Origin of the sequence: Paenibacillus methanolicus (genome assembly GCF_008124765.1) — a bacterium.
In the GTDB taxonomy this organism is placed as follows: Bacteria; Bacillota; Bacilli; order Paenibacillales; family Paenibacillaceae; genus Paenibacillus_Z; species Paenibacillus_Z methanolicus.
The window spans coordinates 35,690-56,435 of sequence record NZ_VNHS01000015.1 but is presented as its reverse complement, the minus strand read 5'-3'; the positions used below and the strand labels follow the sequence as shown (position 1 = coordinate 56,435).

The 20,746-nt window shown below is 60.5% G+C and carries 20 protein-coding genes; 7 read left to right on the top strand and 13 right to left on the bottom strand.

Annotation, left to right across the window (positions count from 1 at the left end; translation table 11 throughout):
* Positions 1-61 precede the first annotated feature (61 nt).
* From BCM02_RS31375 to BCM02_RS31345, 7 genes are all read right to left on the bottom strand, one after another.
* Complete coding sequence (locus BCM02_RS31375) at positions 62-1,102, bottom strand: ABC transporter ATP-binding protein (protein ID WP_148933076.1); 1,041 nt, start codon at positions 1,100-1,102, stop codon at positions 62-64.
* Positions 1,029-1,919, bottom strand: coding sequence for an ABC transporter permease (locus BCM02_RS31370; protein WP_148933075.1), 891 nt, complete (start codon positions 1,917-1,919; stop codon positions 1,029-1,031). The genes BCM02_RS31375 and BCM02_RS31370 overlap by 74 nt, the downstream gene beginning before the upstream one ends.
* Entirely contained in the window at positions 1,919-2,776 is an 858-nt protein-coding gene (locus BCM02_RS31365; RefSeq protein ID WP_246183638.1) for an ABC transporter permease, read from the bottom strand. Before BCM02_RS31365 ends, BCM02_RS31370 begins: the two co-directional genes overlap by 1 nt.
* The gene (locus tag BCM02_RS31360; RefSeq protein ID WP_246183637.1) at positions 2,743-3,912 is read right to left on the bottom strand and encodes an ABC transporter substrate-binding protein; all 1,170 of its coding nucleotides are present in this window, start codon (positions 3,910-3,912) and stop codon (positions 2,743-2,745) included. The genes BCM02_RS31365 and BCM02_RS31360 overlap by 34 nt, the downstream gene beginning before the upstream one ends.
* A 352-nt stretch (positions 3,913-4,264) precedes the next feature.
* A complete protein-coding gene (locus tag BCM02_RS31355) occupies positions 4,265-5,350 on the bottom strand; it encodes an efflux RND transporter periplasmic adaptor subunit (RefSeq protein ID WP_148933074.1) in 1,086 nt (361 codons plus the stop codon).
* Positions 5,351-5,385: 35 nt separating this feature from the next.
* The gene (locus BCM02_RS31350) at positions 5,386-6,756 is read right to left on the bottom strand and encodes an ABC transporter permease (RefSeq protein ID WP_148933073.1); all 1,371 of its coding nucleotides are present in this window, start codon (positions 6,754-6,756) and stop codon (positions 5,386-5,388) included.
* Positions 6,753-7,469, bottom strand: coding sequence for an ABC transporter ATP-binding protein (locus tag BCM02_RS31345; RefSeq protein ID WP_148933072.1), 717 nt, complete (start codon positions 7,467-7,469; stop codon positions 6,753-6,755). Before BCM02_RS31345 ends, BCM02_RS31350 begins: the two co-directional genes overlap by 4 nt.
* A gap of 352 nt (positions 7,470-7,821) precedes the next feature.
* On the opposite strand from BCM02_RS31345, the gene BCM02_RS31340 reads away from it, so the two are divergent.
* On the top strand, positions 7,822-8,580 hold the full coding sequence (locus BCM02_RS31340) for an exodeoxyribonuclease III (RefSeq protein ID WP_148933071.1): 759 nt from the start codon (positions 7,822-7,824) through the stop codon (positions 8,578-8,580).
* Positions 8,581-8,679: 99 nt separating this feature from the next.
* Here the strand turns inward: BCM02_RS31340 and BCM02_RS31335 are convergent, their stop codons facing one another.
* Positions 8,680-9,657, bottom strand: a complete 978-nt coding sequence (locus tag BCM02_RS31335) for a GntR family transcriptional regulator (protein WP_187434507.1) — start codon at positions 9,655-9,657, stop codon at positions 8,680-8,682.
* Between the two features lie 169 nt (positions 9,658-9,826).
* Here BCM02_RS31335 and BCM02_RS31330 point away from each other — a divergent pair, with 169 nt between their 5' ends.
* Entirely contained in the window at positions 9,827-10,345 is a 519-nt protein-coding gene (locus BCM02_RS31330; RefSeq protein ID WP_148933069.1) for an HPP family protein, read from the top strand.
* A gap of 99 nt (positions 10,346-10,444) precedes the next feature.
* On the opposite strand, the gene BCM02_RS31325 is transcribed toward BCM02_RS31330, so the two are convergent.
* Positions 10,445-10,984 (bottom strand): hypothetical protein, encoded by a 540-nt coding sequence (locus BCM02_RS31325; RefSeq protein WP_148933068.1) that lies wholly within the window; start codon positions 10,982-10,984, stop codon positions 10,445-10,447.
* A 92-nt stretch (positions 10,985-11,076) separates the two neighbouring features.
* On the opposite strand from BCM02_RS31325, the gene BCM02_RS31320 reads away from it, so the two are divergent.
* The 3 genes from BCM02_RS31320 (at position 11,077) to BCM02_RS35535 (ending at position 12,662) form a co-directional block, all read left to right on the top strand.
* Positions 11,077-11,706, top strand: a complete 630-nt coding sequence (locus tag BCM02_RS31320; protein WP_148933067.1) for a TetR/AcrR family transcriptional regulator — start codon at positions 11,077-11,079, stop codon at positions 11,704-11,706.
* Positions 11,707-11,865: 159 nt separating this feature from the next.
* Positions 11,866-12,204 carry a phosphotransferase gene (locus tag BCM02_RS35540; protein WP_187434506.1) on the top strand — a complete coding sequence of 113 codons (339 nt, stop codon included), beginning with the start codon at positions 11,866-11,868 and terminating at the stop codon, positions 12,202-12,204.
* Between the two features lie 20 nt (positions 12,205-12,224).
* Positions 12,225-12,662, top strand: coding sequence for a phosphotransferase family protein (locus BCM02_RS35535; RefSeq protein WP_222871041.1), 438 nt, complete (start codon positions 12,225-12,227; stop codon positions 12,660-12,662).
* A gap of 109 nt (positions 12,663-12,771) precedes the next feature.
* On the opposite strand, the gene BCM02_RS31310 is transcribed toward BCM02_RS35535, so the two are convergent.
* Entirely contained in the window at positions 12,772-13,533 is a 762-nt protein-coding gene (locus BCM02_RS31310; RefSeq protein ID WP_148933065.1) for an SDR family NAD(P)-dependent oxidoreductase, read from the bottom strand.
* Between the two features lie 53 nt (positions 13,534-13,586).
* Positions 13,587-14,453 carry an ROK family protein gene (locus tag BCM02_RS31305; protein WP_148933064.1) on the bottom strand — a complete coding sequence of 289 codons (867 nt, stop codon included), beginning with the start codon at positions 14,451-14,453 and terminating at the stop codon, positions 13,587-13,589.
* A 243-nt stretch (positions 14,454-14,696) separates the two neighbouring features.
* Here BCM02_RS31305 and BCM02_RS31300 point away from each other — a divergent pair, with 243 nt between their 5' ends.
* Positions 14,697-16,064, top strand: coding sequence for a dicarboxylate/amino acid:cation symporter (locus tag BCM02_RS31300; protein ID WP_148933063.1), 1,368 nt, complete (start codon positions 14,697-14,699; stop codon positions 16,062-16,064).
* A gap of 409 nt (positions 16,065-16,473) precedes the next feature.
* On the opposite strand, the gene BCM02_RS31295 is transcribed toward BCM02_RS31300, so the two are convergent.
* Complete coding sequence (locus BCM02_RS31295; protein ID WP_148933062.1) at positions 16,474-18,765, bottom strand: S-layer homology domain-containing protein; 2,292 nt, start codon at positions 18,763-18,765, stop codon at positions 16,474-16,476.
* Positions 18,766-18,842: 77 nt separating this feature from the next.
* Positions 18,843-19,607: a hypothetical protein gene (locus BCM02_RS31290; protein WP_148933061.1), complete on the bottom strand. Its 765-nt coding sequence runs from the start codon at positions 19,605-19,607 to the stop codon at positions 18,843-18,845.
* A 408-nt stretch (positions 19,608-20,015) separates the two neighbouring features.
* Here BCM02_RS31290 and BCM02_RS31285 point away from each other — a divergent pair, with 408 nt between their 5' ends.
* Entirely contained in the window at positions 20,016-20,735 is a 720-nt protein-coding gene (locus BCM02_RS31285) for a fibronectin type III domain-containing protein (protein ID WP_148933060.1), read from the top strand.
* Positions 20,736-20,746 lie beyond the last annotated feature (11 nt).

Here is a 20,746-nt window from a genome sequence, read left to right as displayed (position 1 = left end):
CGCGAACAAGCCGGCGGCCCTCATGATGCCCATGACGGCCGCCGGCCTTTCTTCTCGCAGGCTAAGAACTCTTCCGAAGCGGGCTGCACGCCTCGCGCGGAATATACAGCTTCACGTCCGCCGCTTCCTGCAGCCGCCGCGAATGCGCGTCATGCAGCGCATCGACCGTCACGGTCCCGAGCGCGCCCGCATCGACCTCGAACCGCTTGATGCTGCCGAGGATGGAGATGCTCCCCACTCGGCCGCTCACGACGATGCACGACGACTCCGCGCCGGCCGGCTCCTCCGACGCCGGCCGAATGACGATCGCCTCCGGCCGGACCGCGAACAACTCGCCCGGCGGCCAGCCGGCAAGGCCCGCGTCCGACAGCCGCGTCCGCTCCCAGACGTTGTAGCTGCCGATGAACCGGCTGACGAACTCCGTCGCGGGCGCCGCGTAGATGTCCTCCGGCGCGCCTTCCTGCTCGATGCCTCCCCGGTTCATGACGATGATGCGATCCGAGATCGTCAGCGCTTCCTCCTGATCGTGCGTCACGAATACGGTCGTCATGCGAAGCTTGCGCTGGATAGCGCGAATTTCCCCGCGCAGACTGCGCCGGATTTGCGCGTCCAAGGCGCTGAGCGGCTCGTCGAGCAGCAGCACCTTCGGGCGCTTCACGAGCGCCCGGCCGAGCGCGACGCGCTGCTGTTGACCGCCCGAGAGCTGAGCCGGGTACCGGTCCTCCATCCCCTCGAGCGCGATAATGCCGATCATCTCCTCCACGAGCGGCGTATAGTCGGCGCGCTTCATGCCGTCCATTTTCAGCCCGAAGGCGATGTTCTCGAACACGGTCATATTAGGGAAGAGCGCGTAGGATTGGAACACCATGCCCACCTGACGCGCCTTCGGCGGCAGCGCCGTTACGTCGCGTCCCCCGATCTCGATCGATCCCTCGTCGATGGAGGTTAACCCCGCGATCGCCCGCAGCAGCGTGCTTTTGCCGCAGCCGGACGGTCCGAGCAGCGTCACCAGCTCGCCCTCCCCGATCTCAATATGGACCCGGTTCAGCACCGGCTGCTGCTGATAAGCCTTCCGCACGTTCCCGATCCGAACGAAGCTCATGACGATTCCTCCTTTGCGTCTGACGGCGTCCTCTGCCCGGCTTCCAGCGCCCGAGCTTCAGCGTAAGGCCGGATAGGACCAGAATAAGCGCGAAATACGCGATGACGACCGCGCTCGCCGTCTGGCCGGTCGATTTCATCTCGTTATACAAATACATCTGCACCGTCTCGTACTCGCCGCCAACGAGCATCTTGGCCATGACGAACTCGCCGAAAATAATCGAGAACGACAGCAGCGCGGCCACCATCGTGCCCGGCAAAATATTCGGCAGGATGACCCGGCGAAACGCGGTCCACCTTCCGGCCCCGAGCATCTCCGCCGCTTCCACCAGCTCGCCCGCCCGGATCGTGCGCAGACTGCCCCTCACGCTTTGATAAATGTACGGCTGCACGATCGTGAGATAGACCCCGATCAAGATCCACGGCGTGCCGGTAATCGGCAGCGGACCGCTGGAATACAGCTTCATCAGGCCGATGGCCGAGACGACCGGCGGGAAGGCGAACGGCAGCAGCGCGGCCGCTTGCATCGCCCGCTCCCACTTCGGAAAGTAGACGGCGAGCACGAAAATCGCGGGCACGAGCACAAGCAGCGACAGCGCCACGCTGACGACGCCGATGAAGACGCTTCGCCCGATGGCCTCCAGAAACCGGACGTCGGTGAAAATCTGCTTGTACCACGCCAGCGTGTACGCGTCCGGTAGCAGCTCGGACTGCCACTGTTTGGCGAACGAGAACAGCAGCGTCGCGGCGATCGGCAGGAACAGATAGACGAGCAGCAGCGCGACGACGGAACCAGGCCACAGCTTGCCGCGCTCCATCACAACCCCCTCCTTCTCGACAGCCGGCTCATCCATTCGTTCAGCAGAATCGCCGACAGCATGATCGCCGCAAGGATTACGGCCAAGGCGCTGCCTAGTTCGAAGTTCGGAAAGATGTCGCCGGAGACGAGCGCCGAGATGCGGACCGAGAGCAAATTGTAAATCGAGCCCGTAAGCGCGTACGCCGTCGCGTAGGCCCCGAGCGCGTTGGCGAACAGCATGCCGAAGGTGCCGACGATCGAAGGGAGCAGCATCGGGATGCCGATGTGCCGCCAGAACCGGTACGCCGAGGCGCCCAGCACCGCGGCCGCTTCCCGCCACTCCTCCCGAATGCCGTAATAAGCCGGATAGAGCAGCATAACCGCCAGCGGCACTTGAAAATAAACGTAGATGAGCGTCAAGCCCAGCTCCGAATACAGATCGAAGGCGCCGAACGAGTCGAAGCCGAATTCCCGCGCGATGATCGTGAAGACGCCGTTGTTGCCCATTAGAATCATGAACGCGAACGCAAGCGGCACCCCGGCGAAGTTGCCGATCATGTTCGTGAGCATGAGCAGCGTATCCCGCATGCGCGTCGTATACCGGGTGATGGCGTACGCGCAAAACAACGCGACGAATATCGCGATAACGCTCGAGAGAAGCGCAATGCGCAGGCTGTTGGTCAACGCCTGCACATAGATCGGGCCGCTCAGCCCTTTGACGTAATGGCCAAGGGTAAACCCTTGGCCGTCGCTATCCTGGAAGCTCATCATCAGCATGCGGCCGATGGGAACCAGTTCGAAGGCGCTGACCCATATCACGAACGGCAGCAGCGCCAGCAGCATTATTTTACGTTGGCTTGCACCTGCTCTAACCATGCGTTCGGCAGCTCCTTAAGGGCGTTCTCCCACGCCTTGAAGTCCTGGATCGGCTTCGCGTTCGCATATTCCTCGCCGCCGATCAGCTTGCTGCTCACGTCGTCCGGCAGCTTCACGCTATCGCGGATCGGTCTCGCGTATCCTTTGGCCAGGTTGATCTGACCTTCGTCGCTCAGAATATAAGCGCGCGCCAGCTTCGCCGCATTCGGATTTTTGGAATTTGCGTTAATGACCGTCGCGTAGCCGCTGATCACGCTGCCTTCCGATGGGATATGCACGTCGAACTTGGCCGCATCGATCTGGTCGCGGTAACCGAGCGCGTTGAAGTCCCACAGCAGCGCGACTTCCACTTCGCCCTTCTGAATGTTCGGCACGCTCGGCTCCACCTTGGAGATGCGCTCCCGCTTGGCCAGCTCCGCGAAGAAATCCAGCCCCGGCTGCAGGTTCTTCTCGTCCCCGCCGAACGCGAGCGCGGCCGCGAGCACCGCGTGCTGCGCCTGCGCCGCCTTCGTCACGTCGCCTACCGCGACCTTGTACGCGCCGGCCTTCACGTCCGCCCAGCTCGTCGGGCATTGGTCCACGAGCGTGTTGTTGCATAGGAAGGAGATCGAACCGGTATAACCGACGATCCAATCGCCATCGTCGTCCTTCGCCCAATCCGGAATCTCGTCCCAGAACGGCGTCTTATATTTCATCGTCAAGCCCTTCTCCTCGGCCAGCGGGCCGAACGCGATGCCGACATCGCCGATATCCGGCGGGCTATTCTTCTCCGCCTCGAATTTGGCCAACTCTTCCGCGCTCGACATGTCCGTATCGGTATGCTCGATCTTATATTTGCTCTTCAAATCCGCCCACGTATCTTTCCAGTTCGCCCAGGAATCCGGCATGCCGACGCTGCTCAGCTTGCCTTCTTGCTCCGCCAGCGGCGCCAATTGTTCGATCGACGGATTATCCTCGTTCGCCGCCTCGTTGCCGGACGCGGCTTGATTGCCGGACGCCTCGGAACCGGCATTCGCATTCGCATTCGCATTCGCATTCGCCGCTTCATCCCCGCTCGACGAACACCCCGCTAGCAGTAGTCCGCCCGCCAATACAATCGCGGACAGCTTGACCGCCTTCATATGATTCCCCTTCATTCCCCTCATCCTCCCCAAATATGGCTCTGTATCTGCGCGCTACCGTGAACGCCGGCTTTGCAATGACCGATGTCTCTCAATCCGATCATTCCAGTTGACTACTTATTTAAGTTTAATGACCGTTTGTGTGGTTGCGAGAAAAATATAACGCACAAGACCAACATGGGCAACGAAAGTTATTGTAAAAACTTGTCTGGTTTTTACGGAACATTTACATCCCGACGACGGGCGGCGCAAAGTGTCGAATACCGTCGTGCCGCGCCCTCTTCGCATCATGCCGCGCGAAGCGCAAAAAAGCGACCGCGCGATTTCATTCGCGCAGCCGCTTCGTGAGCGGTTCGTATCCTTGCTTTTACTGAAGCACGACCTTGTCGCCCGGCTCCAAGCCCTTCAGCACTTCGGTCTTCTCCGGCGTTTCCATGCCGACCTCGATGTCGCGACGCTCTGCCGCGCCAACGCCTTGGTCCAGCATGACGTAAGACTTGTCGTTCTCGCGCATGACCGCGATCGTCGGCACGACGGTGACGTTCTCCTTGCGCTCGGTCTCGATCTGGCCGTTCAAGCTGAGACCGGCGATCAAATATTCGTTCGGAGCCAAGCTGATGACGACTTCGAACTGGGCGGCCTGGTCGATGTTGTTCTGATCCGTGCCCGTCTTGGCGAACTTCGAGACGCGCAGCACCTTGCCTTCGAGCTTCAGCTCCTTCTTCGCGTTCATCTTCACGGCTACCGCCATGCCGGGCTTGATCCGGAAGACGTCCTGTTCGCCGACGAGCGCGATGAACTGCAGCTTGTCCAGGTCGACGATTTTGCCGATGTACTGGTTATCCGTCACCGCCTGCGGCCGCTTGCCCGCCGATTCGTACAGGAAAATTCCGCCGGCCGGGGACCGGTAATCGGCCTTCCTCACCAGCTCCTTCTTCTCCGCCAAGGTGCCCCGCTGGATGGACGCGGTCACGTCGTTCAGCTCGCGCGTCAGCCGGGCCATCTCTTCGTTCGCATGGGCGCGCTTGCGCTGCGTCTCGGTAATGCCGACCCCCGTCTCCTCCTCGTCCAGCTGCGCGACATACGCCTGCAGCTCGGATTCCAGGCTAGCCTTGCGCAGACTGGCTTCCTCCTGGGTGATCTCGTTCTGCAGCGCGCTCCGGTCCAGCCGGAACAACACGTCGCCCTGCTTCACCTGCTGACCGTCGGCCACGTTCCAGCTCGTCACTTCGGAGCCGAACGGCGCATACACCGACGTCTCCTGCTCATAGAGCGACTTGCCCTTCACTTCGACGGTGTTCGATATCGTCTCTCGCGTCACCTCGAAGGTAATCGCCTGCGAATCCGCCATGCCGTCCATCGGCTGCGCGGGCGGCCGCGAGACCATGTAGAGTCCGCCGCTGATGCCGACCAGCACGATGCCGATGATCAGCCATTTTATCGTCCGTTTCATTGCCCTTGCTCCCCTCTAAAGCGTCTATGCGCCGTCTACTCTCGCCGAATGGCCGTCAGCGCGTCCGTGCGCGAAGCGCTAATGGCCGGATAAATGCCGGATATGATGCCTGTCACGATCGCGAACGCCATGCCGACCGGGATCGCCGCCAGCGGGATGAAGATGACGACCGCGTCTTGGGCATCCGCCAGCTTATTAATGAGTGCGTTGATCCCCCATACGATCCAGTACGAGAACAGCACGCCGAGCAAGCCGCCCAGGAACCCGAGCAAGCCGGCTTCGACGATGAACATATTGCGAATTTGCGCCAGGTTGGCTCCAAGCACCTTCATGATCCCGATTTGTCGCCGCCGCTGGTAGGTCGACATCGTCATGGCGACGACGATCGAGATCGAGGCGATGATCAGGATGAAGACGCCGCCGCCGAGCGCGACCGCCTTCAATATTTTGAACTGGTCGGCCAGCCGTTCCTTCTGATGCAAATTGGTCATGGTCGCAAGCGTCAGCTTCTGAATCTGCTGCTCGACGGCCTTGATGTTATCCTGGCTGTCGACCTTCACCAGCACGGAATTGTACGATTGGCCGGCGCTCGTCCCCGTCTGCATGCCGAACTCGCGCCTGAGCTGCTCGGCCGTCTCCAGCGACACGTACGCCTTCTTGTCGTTCACCAGCATGTTCTCGCTTACGCCCGCGGGCTTCTTCAGCACGCCGGCCACCTGCAGCGGCGAGCTCGGCTTCGCTTGCCCGCCTTGCGGATTGTAGCTCTTCAGCTGAATCTGCCGCTGATACAGCGCGGCCGGCACCCGCTCGAGCTTCTCGAACTGCTCCTGCAAGTTCTCGTCGTACGGATTTTGCGACAGCTGGTCGAGCAGCTTCTGCCGCGTCTCCTCGTCCGCCAGGCCCAGCGTGCCGCCGTAGCTGAGCACGACCGCGCCGGGCAGATCGCTCGGCCCGCCCTGCATGAACGTCTTGTCGAACGGTTCCAGCGTGGCCAAATCCGTACCGATGACCTCCACGTACGACTTGCGTCCGTCGGTCGTCTGCATATCCATGTACCCCAGCTGCTCGAAGGGGGCGACGGCCACCACATGCGGCAGGCTGCGGATGACCTCGACCTTCTGGCTGGTCAGCTTGCCGCGGTCCAGCTCGTCGCTGTCCGCCTGCGCGCCTCCGCCGCCGGCCGGGTTGCCGCTCCGAACGCCCTCGTTGGCAGAGACGGTAATCTCGTCCATTTTGAAGAAACTGTTCATCTCGTTCTCGATATACTGCTGCGCCGACTCCCCGATGCTCATGGCGAGGATGATCGCGGCGCAGCCGATCGAAAGCCCCGCCGCGCATAGGCCGGTGACGACCTTCCGCCGCCGGACCTGATCCCAGGACAGCCGGGTCAAATCGCGGACTCTCATCGCCCCTCACCTCCGGCCGCGGCAGCCGCTTCCGTCTCCGCCAGCTGTTCCGTGATAAGCCTACCGTCCCGCAGCGTAATGATGTGCTGGGTCTGCTGGGCAACCTCCCGCTCGTGCGTCACGATGACGAACGTCGTGCGGAGCGTCTCGTTCAGCTGCTTGAGAATGGCGAGAATTTCTTCTTCGGTCCGCGTGTCCAAATTACCCGTCGGCTCGTCCGCGAAGATGACCGACGGCTCGGTAATGAGCGAGCGCGCGATACTGACCCGCTGCTGCTGGCCGCCGGAGAGCTGCGAGGGGAACAGCTCCGCTTTGTCCGGAATGCCGACCTGTTCCAACAGTTTCATCGCCTTCTGCTTGCGAATGCCGGGCGCCACCGACTGGAAGACGAGCGGCAGCTCGACGTTCTCGCGCACCGTCAAATTATCGATCAGCTCGTACGCCTGAAAAATAAAGCCGATATGACGCCGTCTAAACTCGGCCAGCTTATTCTCGCTCATCTGCACGATGTTATGATCGGCGATATAAATCGCGCCTTCGGTCGGCTTCATGAGCCCGGCCATCAAGTTGAGCAGCGTCGATTTGCCCGAGCCCGAGCTGCCGAGCAGCGCGACGATCTCGCCCTGATTTACCGTGAACTGCACCGACCGGAGCACGGGCGTAATCTCCGTCCCGTTCTTGAACGAATGGGACACGTTCTCTACACGCAGCAACCGCGCTTCCCCCTTTTTGCTAACGTTGATCGTCAACCAATCCATTAATAAGAAGAACTACCGCCATGCATAGTTTTAGTTCGGCTTGAATGGCCGCTTGGATCGGCCCTTCCATCGAAAGCCTTTTCGGTAGAGTCCCATCCAGTCTACTGCATGGTTATGGTATCGTTTCATAGTTTTAGTGTAAATCGGTCTGCAGAATGACTTACCCCCCGCTTTCCGCCGGGCTTTCCGCCGCCAACGTTCCCGATTTGTTCGCATCTCCTTCTTTTTCCCGAAGCCGGGAGGAAGAAACCTATGCTACACTACCAATAGTATTTTCATAGAAAACCGGCAAGGAGTGGTTGCGAGCATGAAATTGGTATCTTGGAACGTCAACGGGCTGCGCGCCTGCGTCAATAAAGGGTTCAACGATTATTTTAACGAGATGGACGCGGATATCTTCTGCGTGCAAGAGACGAAGCTGCAGGAGGGGCAAATTTGCCTCGATCACGGGGACGCCTACGGGCAGTATTGGAATTACGCGGTGAAGAAGGGCTATTCGGGCACCGCCGTGTTCACCAAACGCAAGCCGCTGTCCGTCTACTACGGGCTGGAGGAAAACGAGGAGCCGGAGGGTCGCACGATTACGATGGAATTCGAGGATTTCTATCTGGTCAACGTCTATACGCCGAACGCCAAGCGCGATTTGTCCCGCCTGCCGTACCGGCTGGAGTGGGAGGATCGGTTCCGCGCCTACCTGCTTGCGCTCGACAGCCGCAAGCCGGTCATCGTCTGCGGGGATTTGAACGTGGCCCATGCCGAGATCGACCTGAAGAACGCGAAGTCCAACTACGGCAACTCCGGCTTCACGGACGAGGAGCGCGGCAAAATGACCGAGCTGCTCGCGGCCGGCTTCACCGACTCGTTCCGCCATTTCTACCCGGACCGGGAAGGAGCGTACACGTGGTGGTCGTACATGGCCAAAGTGCGCGAGCGGAATATCGGCTGGCGGATCGACTACTTCCTCGTCTCGAACCGGCTCGTGCCGCAATTGACGGACGCTCGCATCGACGCGGACATTATGGGCAGCGACCATTGTCCGGTCGTGCTTGAGCTGGCGGACATATAAGCAGGCGCAATGCGGTAGCGATGCGGCAGGCGATGCAAGCGCAAAAAAGAAGCATTCCTCTTGAAGACGGAATGCTTCTTTGCGCTGTCCGCGAACGCGTCAACGCGATTCGCCGCCGGCCTTGGCGAGCTCCTCCAGCATCCGCTGGCTGCTCTTCTCCAGCTGCATCGGATAGAGCCGCACCTTCTCCGGGATCGCCTTGAGCAGCTGCTCGTAGACGGCGGCGGAGGCATAGACGAGGTCGGCGTCCGCGATCAAGTCGGCGGACATGGCCTTCTCCCGATTCTCCAGGACGCTTGGCACGATCTGCGTGATGCCCGCTTCCTCCACGCGCGTCGCCATCCACTGCCCGCCGGATCGGCCGAGGCACACGAAGCCGACGCGCGTGCCGGCCTCCAGCCGGGCAAGCTGCAGCAGTCCCGCCGGATCGAGCGTCGCGCCGATCACTTCGACCGGGATATCGAACGGCGCGAGCAGCGACTTCACCTCATCGGCGTGATTGAGCGTCGCGATGACGAGATTGGCGCGTCCGATGGACTCGGCCACCGCTTCGCGTCCCGAGCGCAGATCCTCCACGAAGACCGTGTGGACCGCTTCGCCCGTAATGCGCACGATCTCGTCTCTATAGAACAGATGATCATGCTCCCGGCACTCGACGAGCGCGATATGGCGCCTTTCCTGCGGTTTGTCCGTGCTTAGCAGCGTGTAGGCGAGCGACGCCAAGAAGAACTCCTCCAACGCGATGCCCTGCGAGCGGGCCTCCTCGATCGTGCGCGCGAGCAGCTCGTGCATCGGCTGGCGTTTCTCCCTAAGCTTGGCGACGACCGGTCCGCTCACGACCTGGGTGCCGCGCCCCTTTTGGATGCTAAGCACGCCTTCGTCGCGGAGCTGCGTGTAGACGAGATTGACGGTATTGCGGTTAATGCCGAGCGCATCCGCCAGCTGATTGGCCGCGGGGAGCATGTCGCCCGGCTGAATGAGACCGATGCCGATGAGCCATTTGAGCTGTTCTTTGACTTGGACGTTTACGGAAAAGGATAGCTGGGAATCCACTTTTAACGACAACTCGCGGTTCACGGTTTTCCCTCTTTTCATAGTCGACTAGCTGTATGTTCATTTTACCACGCAGATAGGCCGGCAAGCATGTGAGAATAACAACCAATTTACTGGTATTCCCTTGCAAACCGCCTGATTACATATTAATATATACCTAGTTAACTATGTATTAAAAGGAGCGTGCTTGGCTATGTCCCGCGTTATCGCCATGCTTGGCAAAATGAAAGGCGGCGCGCCGAACCCGTCCGTCGTCCGCCCGCGCGCGGCGCTGGCCGGCGCCATCGGCGGGTTCGCCGCCATCGGCCTGCTGGCCCTGCTGACCGAATGGTCGGCCGCCTCCTGGATCATGGCTCCGTTCGGGGCCAGCTGCGTCCTCGCTTTCGGCTTATGGGAATCGCCGCTCGCCCAGCCGCGCAATATTATCGGCGGCCATCTCCTCTCCACCTTCGTCGGGCTGCTCGTCTATCATCTCATCGGCGGCGGCGCGCTTAGTCTCGCCATTGGCGTCGGCCTCGCGATCGGTCTCATGATGGTCACGCGCACGACCCATCCGCCCGCCGGCGCCGACCCGATCGTCGTCATTCTGGCCGGGAGCGGCTGGAGCTTCCTGCTCACCCCCGTTCTGGCCGGCTCGGTCGTCATCGTCGCCGCCGCATTGCTGCTCAACAATTTGGATCCGAATCGCCGTTACCCCGTCTTTTGGAAATAAGGCGAAACGGCTAACGCCGTCTATGCGGCGCGGCGCGTTTCGAAACAAAGGGACATTCGTTTGCATGTCGCAGACGAATGTCCCTTTTTCTTCCTGACGTTACGCGGTTCCTTTCGCGCGTTTGGGCCACAGGGTAAAGCTGAAGCTGTACGCAAAATCGATGGCCAGCACGATCGACCAGAACCGAAGAATGCCCATAAGCGCCGACGTGCGCTCTTCGTTGCCAACCAACAGCACCATCGCATACAGCACCGCGCAGCCGATCGCCCATGCGACGCAATGCTTCGCCCAGCCGATCCTTTCGCGTCTCGCGTGCGCCTGGCCGTGGGCCGGCGGACGCTCCGGAGCCGGGCCTCCGGCGAACCGGTGCGCGAACCGGACATCCGCCCACCGGATCATACTGTGCCCGTAGACAAGCGACACGCCGATATAGATCGCGGCGATGCCGTGGACGGTGCTCGCGACCGCGCCGTCTCTCAAATCCAGCACGGTGACCATAAGCAGCGCGACGTCGATCAGCGGCGTCGCGAGCAGCAGCGCGGCGCCAAGCTTCTTCGCTTTTAAGACGTAGCGACAGAGCAGACCGGCCAACACGAACACCCAGAACGCGATTTCGCAGCCGATAATAATGGCGGCCATGGGATCACCCCTCCTATTTTTTAGCACATGTGTATCATTTAAATTCATTATAGCGCATTTGTATTAAAATACAACTGTGTTATAATAATCGCATGCCTAAAATCGTCGATCACCAACAACGAAAAGAAGAACTGGCCGAGGCGGCCTGGCGCGTCATTCGCAAGGATGGGCTGGACGGTCTCTCGGTACGCCGCGTGGCCGAAGAAGCCGGGATGTCGCTCGGTTCGCTGCGGCACTATTTCCCTACGCAGGACGAGCTGATCGCCTTCTCCATGCGGCTGATCTCGGAACGCGCCAACGCCCGCATCGACCGCCTCCCGTTCAACGGACAGCCTTACCACGACATGATGCTCGTGCTGGCGGAGCTGGTGCCGCTCGACGAGGAGCGGCTGTCGGAGGCGGAAGTATGGCTCGCCTTCTCCGGCAAAGCGGTATCCGACCCCGTCATTCGCGAACTGAGCCGAGAAGTCTTCGACAGCTTATATAGCGGATTCCGGCGTTCGCTGGAACGGTTAATCGCCCATAAGCTCACGCGGGAGGGGGTCGACGCCGGTTTGGAAACGCGCCGATTGCACGCGCTTGTCGATGGGCTCGTGGTACACCTGGCGACGTTCCCCGAGCATCTCGGGCGGGAAGATGTCATGCAAGTGATTTCCTATCACTTGCAGAGCATTCTGAAAGATGCCGCCGCGGGGGCGCCGCAGCCCTCCGCGACTAATTAGCTCGACCGTCCACGCGGGCGGTCTTTTTTGTTGGCAGTGGCAGGCTCGAACCTATACGATGGCAATAGGAAACTTGCGGCATGCTGACCGAAATATATGAAATGCTGTAATTGAAAGAAGGATTGTCGGCACGATATGAATAGCGAGGGAGCGATACGGATGGAGACAAGGCTGGGCCGAAAAATCGGGGAAGGCGCCTGCGCCGACGTGCACGAGTGGGAAGGCGCGGAGAAGATCATCAAGCTCGCCAAGCCCAACACCAATTTGCATGCGCTGAACAGGGAGCTTCGAAACTGTAGGCTTGCATGGGAAGCCGGCTTGCCGGTTCCGCGCCCGTACGGGCTGGCGGAGGCGGACGGGAGGAGCGGAATCGTCTTCGAGCGGATCGACGGAGAATCGTTCATGACGCGAATACTCGACCGAATCACCGGACCGGGGCCGCCGTCGCCGCGAAGGCCGACGCGAGATTCGATTCCCTTGCGACCGATACCGTCCTGACGGCAAAGCTTCTGCATCTCGTGCACAACAGTCCGGTTCCGGAGATGCCCGCCCAACTGGAGTCGCTGGCGTGGGCCATTCGCAGAGCGGAAGGTCTCCGTCCCGACGAAGCGGAACGCATCATCGCTTACATGGAGCAGCTGCCGCGGAAGCGGCAGCTGCTCCATGGGGATCCAAACCCAGGCAATATTATGCTGCGCGGCGACGCTCCGGTCCTCCTCGATTGGAATGACGCCGCGTTCGGCAACCCGGAAGCCGATCTGGCAGCGTATATCGTCATGTTCCGATTCGCAGACCTGCCGGATCATCTGCCGCAAGAAGCGGCCGAGGGGTTGGAGGCGCTGCGGCGAGCCGATTATCCGCACGTTCGTTCAGGCTTACGAGCAGCTATCCGGTATCGCTTATTCGGATATCGACCCTTGGATGCTCCCCGTCGCGGCGCGCCGGCTTTCCATTAGCGCACTTGGCGACCGGGAGAAAGCGCGGGTTCTGCAAGAAGTGCGCGACCGGCTGCAACGGATTGCCCCGGCCTCTTCCTAGCCCTCGGAGCGCGCGCATCTCCCCCTGCTATTGCGCCGTCCAGCCGCCGTCTACCAGCAGCAGCGTGCCCGTCACGAGGTCCGATGCCGGCGAAGCGAGATAGATAACCGCCCCGGCGACGTCGTCGATCGTGCCGATGCGGCCGGCCGGTATGCGGGCGAGCACGTCCCTCCGGAATTCCGGCGTGTCCAGCCGTTCGGCCGTGCCCGGCGTGTAGATGAAAGTCGGGCCGACCGCGTTGATGCAGACGCCCCGGCTCGACCATTCCAGCGCCAGCACTTTCGTCAGCTGGTTCACGCCGCCCTTGGACGCGCAATAAGCCACCCCTTCCGGTATGCCGACAATGCTCACTTGGGAGCTGACGTTGACGATCTTGCCGTATCCTTGGGCAAGCATGAGGCGACCGGCCGCTTGGCAGCAGAAGAAGACGCCTTTCAAATTGACGTCGATCATCTCGTCCCAGTATTCCTCCGTGACCTCCTCCGCCGGCATGCCATCGCCTACCCCGGCGTTGTTGACGACGATATCCAGCCGGCCGAAGTCGGCCGCGACCTGCTCGAACACCGTCCGTATTTGGACCACGCTGCGTACATCCAGCTCGTACGCCGCCGCTTGTCCGCCCGCCTGCGCGATCTCCTCCAGCAATGGCGCGAGCGAAGCTTTGTCGCGCGCGGTCACCGCGACGATAGCCCCCGCCGCCGCAATTGATTTCGCCAGCCCGTAGCCAATGCCCTTGCTCGCGCCCGTCACGATGGCGATTTTGCCGCGAATGCTAAAATCCGGCTGCATGATGCAAACTCCTCCGTTCTGTTAATGGTAGCTGCGCAAGTAGATGGCGCGGTTTAAACGTTCGCCTCCGCCGCGTTATCGCCAAGTTGCTTGCGAATCCACTCCCGGGCGCCGTATGCGATCACGTGCTTCTTGAGCTTCGGCTGCTCGATCGCGCAGCAGGCGAGCAGTTCCGGCAGGGCATGCTCCTTGAGCGCGGTCCCGGCGGCCTCCATGTAGCCGGGATAGGTCGTCGTGGCGCCGCCGACGACCATCACGTCGGGATTGTAGAGATGAATCACGTTCGCGAGCGCATAGCCCAAATAAGCGCCGGCCTGCCGGACGATCGCAAGCGCTCCCTCGTCGCCCGCTCCAAGCCGCTCCCGAAGCTCGTCGTCCGCGATCGCCGCTTCCTTCAGGATCGCGTACCCGCTGGCGACCGTATCGAGCAGCACGGGCTTGCCGTCCAGCGTCATGATCATATAGCCGAGCTCCCCGCTCCAGCCCTTGGCGCCCGTCAGCAATTCCCCTTTCACGACGACGCCCGACGCGATGAACGCATCCAGCTGCACGACCGCCACCGTATCCCGGTCCGCGTAGTACGAGGCTTCCGCCATCGTCGCCGCCTTCACGTCGTTAATGAACGCCACCGGCGCCTGCGCTTCGGCCGCGAACGCCTCGGCGGTCGCGCCGTTCAATGCGGGCAGCACATGGCTCAGCTCCACTTTCCCGGTTCCCGCCACCAAGCCTGGCATGCCGATGCCGATGCCGCTCGGCCGGTACGGCAGCTTCGCCGCGAAATCCGCCACCTCCCGGATCAGCTGATCCAACGCGCATTCTCTGCCGGTCGCAGCGGCGTGCTCGACGAGACCGGACGGCGTGTCCGCCATCAGATACATATGATCCCCGTCGATTTCCACGCCCATATAACGGTTCATCATTCCCCACCTCCCATAGTCTCTCAGCTGACTGACAGGCTAGTCTTATTCATGCTAGCACACGAGTGTCGATAATGGAATTTAAACCTTTTTATGTCTATTCTGACAATGAGAGTAGCGATAACGTCTGCCTCAACTGCCATTTCTCTCTATTTTCCAAAAAAGAAATTGACATGACATGTTGTTTATTTGTACAGTAAAACACATAATTCCGATTAAGTAGATAAATATAGGAGGGTATACTAAATGGACGATGTTCAGAACAATCTGCTCTCGGCGGTCCAGACCAACTGGTACGGCTTCGTCACCTCGATCTTCGTCTTTTTCATTCTGTTCGCGCTCGCGAAGAAGCGCGTCGGCTTCGGCACCCGGGTCATCATCGGCCTCGGACTGGGGCTGCTGGCGGGCATTCTGTTCCAGAACCTGGACTATGACACGAAAGGCATTACGACCTTCGGCAGCATCTACGTCAGCTTGATCAAAATGCTCGTCATTCCGCTCGTGTTCGTCCTGGTGCTCAACAGTATCTCCTCTCTCACGAGCCTGGAATATTTGCGCAAAATCGGGTTCAAGACGTTCGCCTGGTTCCTCGGCACGACGGGGATCGCCTCGATCATCGGCTTGCTGGTCGCCTTGGCGTTCAACCCCGGAAGCGGCATTCAGCAGGCCGTGCCGGAGGGCTTCGAAGCGCGCGAAATTCCGACGTTCTCGCAGGTCATTCTCGACCTCGTGCCGGCAAACCCGATTAACGAAGCGGCCAACGGCAAAGTCGTGCCCGTGCTCATCTTCGCGATTTTCCTGGCGGTGGCCATTATCAAGATCGGCTCGAAGAACGCGGAGGCCGTCAAGCCGGTCCGCGATCTGATCCAGTCGCTGACGCAGGTGCTGCACCAAGTCGTCAAATTCGTTATCCGCTTGACGCCGTACGGCGTGTTCGCGCTCATCGCGGGCATCACCGCCCGCTACGGCTGGGAGACGCTGCAGGAGCTGGGAAGCGTCATTCTGGCGTCGTATACCGCCCTTATTATTCATTTCGTGCTCGTCTTCGGCGGTCTCGTGCTGCTCGTGGCGAAGGTGAATCCGCTGCGGTTCTTCCGCAAAATCTACCCGACGATCGCCGTCGCGTTCACGACCCGCAGCAGCTACGCGACGTTGCCCGTCAATTTGGAAGTGATCACGAAGCGACTGCACGTATCGCCGCGCATCGCCAGCTTCGTCGCTCCGCTCGGCGCATCGGTCAATTTCAACGGCTGCGGCGGCGTCTGGCCGGCGATCGTGGCGGTGTTCACCGCGCAAGTGTTCGGCATTGACCTGACGGCGACCGACTACATCGTGCTCGTGCTCGTCAGCATCATCTCGTCGATCGGCGTCGCCGGCGTGCCGGGACCTGCCGTCATCTCGACGACCGTCGTGCTCACGGCGCTCGGACTGCCGCTGGAGGGCATCGCCATCGTCGCCGGCGTCGAAGCGCTGATCGACATGGGCCGCACGGCCGTCAACGCGACGGGCACGACCGTCACGTCCCTGCTCGTCGCTTCGTCCGAAGGCGAGTTCGACCGAGAAGCGTTCAATAACGGCGACGACGACGAAGAGATCGCGCTGAGCGCGGTATAAACGTATAAGCTAGCTTATTTGTCGCAACACCGCGGCAGAACGGCCGCTTCGATCCTCACGATCGGGGCGGCCGTTCTCCATGTCGCCGGAAGCGCGCGCTCCCTCGCTCGTCAACTGCAAATTCTTCCTCCCGTGGTGGATACCCTATGACGGCCGGGAGAGGTGAACATAGAATGGCTCCCGACAAAGTGGCGAATGAAATCATCCGCGCGATTAAAGGCAATAGAGATGAGGTGTTCGTTGGGAAAACGAACCTGTTGTATTGGGTTTCAAGAGTATCGCTTCGCATGGCGCTTCGCATGGCGCGTCGTATCATGAAAAGGTTGGGCTAATGTCGCGCGCCGGCACAGACCAGGCGCCAAAAGAACGCCGCGGGCACAAGTCCCTCGGCGTTCTTCGTAGGTCGCGCTTACTTCGCGAGCAGATTGTACAGCACTTGCGCCGCTTGCGCTCTCGTCGTCACGCCTTGCGGATTGAGCTTGCCGTCGCTGCCGGTCAGAATGCCGCCCGACACAAGCGCTTCGACCGCTTCTTTCGCATAACCGGCTACGAGATTGGCGTCGCCGAAGCTCGCTAGCGTTGCTTGCGTCGATGGCGCAGGCAGCTGATCCAACGTCTTCAGCGTGCGGTAGAGCAGCGTGAACAGCTGTTCGCGCGTAATCGACTGGTTCGGGTTGAACCGGTTGTCGCTATCGCCCGTCGCGATGCCGAGCTGCTTGGCCGCCGCCAGGTAACCCGTGTAGTACGCGCTTCCCGCGTCGACGAAGTTATCCGCGCCCGCCGCAGCCTCTTCAACGCCATACGCTTTGAGCAGCAGCACGATGAACGCCCCGCGCGTCAGTTCGGCATTCGGGCTGAAGTGAGTCGCGTCCGTCCCGCCCGTAATGCCGCGCGCCGACAGATAGTTCACCGCTTGGCTGTACCAAGCCGAAGCCGCTACGTCCTCGAATGCGGCCGCGCTAGTTTGCGGCACCGTAATCGTCACCGCTTGACCCGCCTCATAGGCTGCGGTCGCCGGCGCTTTCGGCAGCTTCTCCGGCGTCGTGACCGGCCCTTGGTAGCCGTTCTTCGCCGCGTAGCGGACCGAGTAGCTTCCCGCCGCCAAGTTCTTGATCGGTTCGCCGTTCGACGCTTGATACGCCGATTCCGGCGCGTCTTCCGCTTTGTATTCCAGCAGCTTGCCGGTCGCGCCCAGGATCTCGCCGTCGCTTGCCCCTGCCGCCGTCGGCGCGATGCCCGTTAGAGCCGCAGGCACGGCTTCCACTCGGCCATAGAGCGCATCCAGCGCTTGCGTCAACGACTTATGGTTGAAGCCGTCGGCGATGCCGCTGCCGAACACGTAAGCCGGGTCCACGTTCGAGCTCGTGCCCGTCCAGGAATACATGAGTTCCACATGGCCGAGAATCGGCGCTTTCGTGCCGTCCGCGTTCAGGTTGCTTTTGTTATACGCGAACAGGTAAGGCACTTGCAGACGGTCCGCTTTCACCGTTTGACCGGCGTCGTTCACGTACGTGATTTGGGCCGGAGGCGTCGCTAATTTGTTCTGCGTCTTGATGTTCGTCAGGTACGTCGACGCCAGATCGCCGTACAGCTTCGCGAACTCGTGATTGTTCGCGCGAACTTGCAGCTCTTCGTTATTATGCGGATGCGTGCTGCTGGCGACGTCGACGCCCGCCGTCAGCTTCGTGTCCCACAGATAGATTTTGTCTACGCCGTGCTTCTTGGCGTATTCGCCGATGAACCGGATATCCGCCTGCGTGTTCGGGCACCAAGAGCCGCCGAAGAGGAAGACGTAGTTGCCTTCGCTTTGCAAAATGCGGGTCAGCTGGTCGTACGTGACGTGCTCGAACACGTCGTAGTTGTCCACGCCTTTCGTGAAGATCGTCACTTTCTTGTCCGTGCCGCCCGTGGCCGGATCGTACTTCGGATTCTCGCTCCAGAACGTTTGGTTGAACGCGTTGCCGATGAACTCCCAGCTGGTCAGCGCGTCGTAATCGGCCGCCGGCACTTTGCCCAATACGGCCTGCACCTGCGCTTTATAGGCGGCCGCTTTGTCCGCGCTCGCGAAATACGATGCGTCGTACGTCGTTCCTTCCGCGCTGCCGTGCTTCTCCAAGGAAGCGATGATCGGCGCGCTTGCGCTGCCGTTCTTATTATCCTTGTTGTAGACGAACAGGAATGGCGCCTGGATTTTGCTCGCCGTCACCGCGGCGCCGTCCTTCGCGTAGCTGACGTTGTTGTCGCTTTTGTTGGCGATCGTCGTGAGATTGGTCAAATACTTGTTCACCAGATCCACGTAGTAATGCGCGTATTTGCTCTTGCTGTCGGCGATGTCGAGCGACTTGCCGTCCAGCTTCGGATCGAAGTTATAGATGGTCTGGATACCGTACGCCTTGGCGGTCTCGTTAATATACCCGATATCCGCTTGCGTCTCCGCGCTCCACGCGCCGCCGAACAGGATGGCGAAGGTGCCCTCGCTCTTGAACAGCGTCACCAAATCCTCGTAAGTCGCGGTCTTGAACACATGGCCGTCCGCGTTCTTCAAGCTCGGATAGGCATCCTTGAAATAATCGAATGAGTCGGTCTTGCCGCCGGCCGTGCCGGCCGCAGCCGTCGCGGCGCCGACGCTCGCGGCGGGTACGATGAGGAATAAGGCCAGCAGCAATGCGGCGAATCGGGTTAATCGGGAAGTGGATTTCATGGATAGGTCCCCCGCTTTCTCTAATTGTTCTTCTTCATGAGCCTAGTGGGCATGAGGCCGGTCGCGGACGTGGACGATTAGCAGTCCTCTTCGCTCGTCGACCCGTCTCCGCCCGAAGGCGCGGACGTGCCGGCAGCAGGCGCGCTATCGGTCGCCGCAGGCGCCGCCGCGGCCGGAGCGCTCTCTTGCGCTTGCGGCTCCGCTTTCGGTTCGATCTTCGGCGCCGCTGCAGGAGCCGCCGTCGCTGCCGGTTTGCTCTCTTCCTTGGCCGCATGCGCAGCCGCCGATGATTTCGCGGCTGGCGCGGGGGACGTCGCTTTCGGCTGCGCAGCGGCAGCCGCCTTCGGCGCGGCGGACGTATTGCCCGATGCGGCAGAGGCTGGCGCCGCTTTCGCCGGCGTCGAGACCGGCTCGGCTTTCGCTTCCGCCTTCTCGGCGGCTGCAGGCGCGGAAGCTTTGGCAACCGGCTTCGCCGCAGTCGCCGGTGCCGCTTCGGCAGCTGCAGGCGCTTCCTCCTTCACGACCGGTTCGGTTGTCGGTTGGCTTGTCGGTTCTGCTGCCGCCGGCTCGCTCGCGGCAGGAGTCGATTCAGGCGCGAGTGCCGTCGCTGCCGACGAAGCTGGGGCGGCTACCGCCCCGGCAGCCGGCGCTGCCGCGCTAGCGGCTGCAGGAGCCGCAGCCTGGCTTCCCGCCTGTACCGTCGTTTCCTGCGCTGCAGGGACCGCGGCCGTTTCTTCATCCGGCGATTTGTTCGCCGAGACGGCAGCGTAAGTCGAGAACGCGTATAATACCGCTGCAACGAGCAGGGACAAACTTAATTTCGAGGTCGTAGTCTTTTTCATGCCTGTACACATCCTTTGTCCGAGAGTTAATAGGTTCGGATAAAAAAGAAGATCCAACGGCAGCGCAAACGCGCATGCCGTTGGATCTCTGGCGGTCCAGTCGATCTCTTCCGGTATTTATCCGACTTAAGTTAGACCTTATTCTAGGGGGATTTTAACCGGGTGTCAATCATTTTTTAAATATTTCACATCGATTTAGTCGGAATTAAACCGACGTTCCCCGAACTGCCATTTCATTACGAGGTCGCACGCAAGCGAGCCCCCTGTAACCCTCTTTTCCGAAAACGGAATAAAGGTATGTATTCCTATTGAAAAACCAAATAGCGCGTCTTAACTCCCTTTCCAAATTCGTCCTATAATGATGTTAATCTAGTAAACTACTCTACTACTACTATTGGGGGATGTTCAATGAACGCACGCGGCAAGATCGGCGCGGTCTTAGCGCTTCTGTTCGTTCTGACGGCATTGTTTCCTGCAACCATGGGAGCCGCAAGCCCGAACAGATCGAAAGGCTCGCAATTTATCGGCAAAATTCAAGCTTCGTCCATCACGGCAACCGGCGCGGAAATTTCCGTCGTCGCGTCCAAGGGCTATACGCCTAGACTCTATATTGGCCAAGAGCCTAGCGTCTTAGACCGGATTGAAGAACCGTCCTCCCGCTCCGACAACAAATATGTGTTCCGCGTGGACGGCTTGAAACCGCAAACGACCTATTTCTATCAAATCGCCGCCGTATCCGGCAAGAAAGTCCGGAGCAGCGACGTGCAATCCTTCTCCACGCTGCCGGATGCCCTGACGCTCAGCGGCGTGAAGTTCTACTCCGCGAACGAGACCTCGGTCAAATTCGAGTGGACCACAAGCGGCAACGCGACCTCCGCCTTATATTTCGGCCTTGATCCGCTGAAGCTGGATCAATCGGCGAAGATCGTCCAGGACGGCGGCACGCTGCATTTGGGCTATGCCGATCAGCTTAAGCCGGCGACGACGTACTATTACCGAGTCGTGGCTTCCGATGCGAACGGCACCGTCAAGAGCGATGTGCTCAAGTTCAACACGACCGCAGGACTGCTGACGGTTGCGAACGTGCAGACCTATACCACGGAAGCGACTTTCACCAAGTTCCAGTGAGCGACGAATCA

Excerpts from the sequence above, each read along its gene's own strand:
- BCM02_RS31375 (WP_148933076.1), bottom strand. The coding sequence starts at position 1,102 with ATGAGCTTCGTTCGGATCGGGAACGTGCGGAAGGCTTATCAGCAGCAG.
- BCM02_RS31370 (WP_148933075.1), bottom strand. The coding sequence starts at position 1,919 with ATGGAGCGCGGCAAGCTGTGGCCTGGTTCCGTCGTCGCGCTGCTGCTC.
- BCM02_RS31365 (WP_246183638.1), bottom strand. The coding sequence starts at position 2,776 with ATGGTTAGAGCAGGTGCAAGCCAACGTAAAATAATGCTGCTGGCGCTG.
- BCM02_RS31360 (WP_246183637.1), bottom strand. The coding sequence starts at position 3,912 with ATGAAGGGGAATCATATGAAGGCGGTCAAGCTGTCCGCGATTGTATTG.
- BCM02_RS31355 (WP_148933074.1), bottom strand. The coding sequence starts at position 5,350 with ATGAAACGGACGATAAAATGGCTGATCATCGGCATCGTGCTGGTCGGC.
- BCM02_RS31350 (WP_148933073.1), bottom strand. The coding sequence starts at position 6,756 with ATGAGAGTCCGCGATTTGACCCGGCTGTCCTGGGATCAGGTCCGGCGG.
- BCM02_RS31340 (WP_148933071.1), top strand. The coding sequence starts at position 7,822 with ATGAAATTGGTATCTTGGAACGTCAACGGGCTGCGCGCCTGCGTCAAT.
- BCM02_RS31330 (WP_148933069.1), top strand. The coding sequence starts at position 9,827 with ATGTCCCGCGTTATCGCCATGCTTGGCAAAATGAAAGGCGGCGCGCCG.
- BCM02_RS31325 (WP_148933068.1), bottom strand. The coding sequence starts at position 10,984 with ATGGCCGCCATTATTATCGGCTGCGAAATCGCGTTCTGGGTGTTCGTG.
- BCM02_RS31320 (WP_148933067.1), top strand. The coding sequence starts at position 11,077 with ATGCCTAAAATCGTCGATCACCAACAACGAAAAGAAGAACTGGCCGAG.
- BCM02_RS35540 (WP_187434506.1), top strand. The coding sequence starts at position 11,866 with ATGGAGACAAGGCTGGGCCGAAAAATCGGGGAAGGCGCCTGCGCCGAC.
- BCM02_RS31310 (WP_148933065.1), bottom strand. The coding sequence starts at position 13,533 with ATGCAGCCGGATTTTAGCATTCGCGGCAAAATCGCCATCGTGACGGGC.
- BCM02_RS31305 (WP_148933064.1), bottom strand. The coding sequence starts at position 14,453 with ATGATGAACCGTTATATGGGCGTGGAAATCGACGGGGATCATATGTAT.
- BCM02_RS31300 (WP_148933063.1), top strand. The coding sequence starts at position 14,697 with ATGGACGATGTTCAGAACAATCTGCTCTCGGCGGTCCAGACCAACTGG.
- BCM02_RS31295 (WP_148933062.1), bottom strand. The coding sequence starts at position 18,765 with ATGAAATCCACTTCCCGATTAACCCGATTCGCCGCATTGCTGCTGGCC.
- BCM02_RS31290 (WP_148933061.1), bottom strand. The coding sequence starts at position 19,607 with ATGAAAAAGACTACGACCTCGAAATTAAGTTTGTCCCTGCTCGTTGCA.
- BCM02_RS31285 (WP_148933060.1), top strand. The coding sequence starts at position 20,016 with ATGAACGCACGCGGCAAGATCGGCGCGGTCTTAGCGCTTCTGTTCGTT.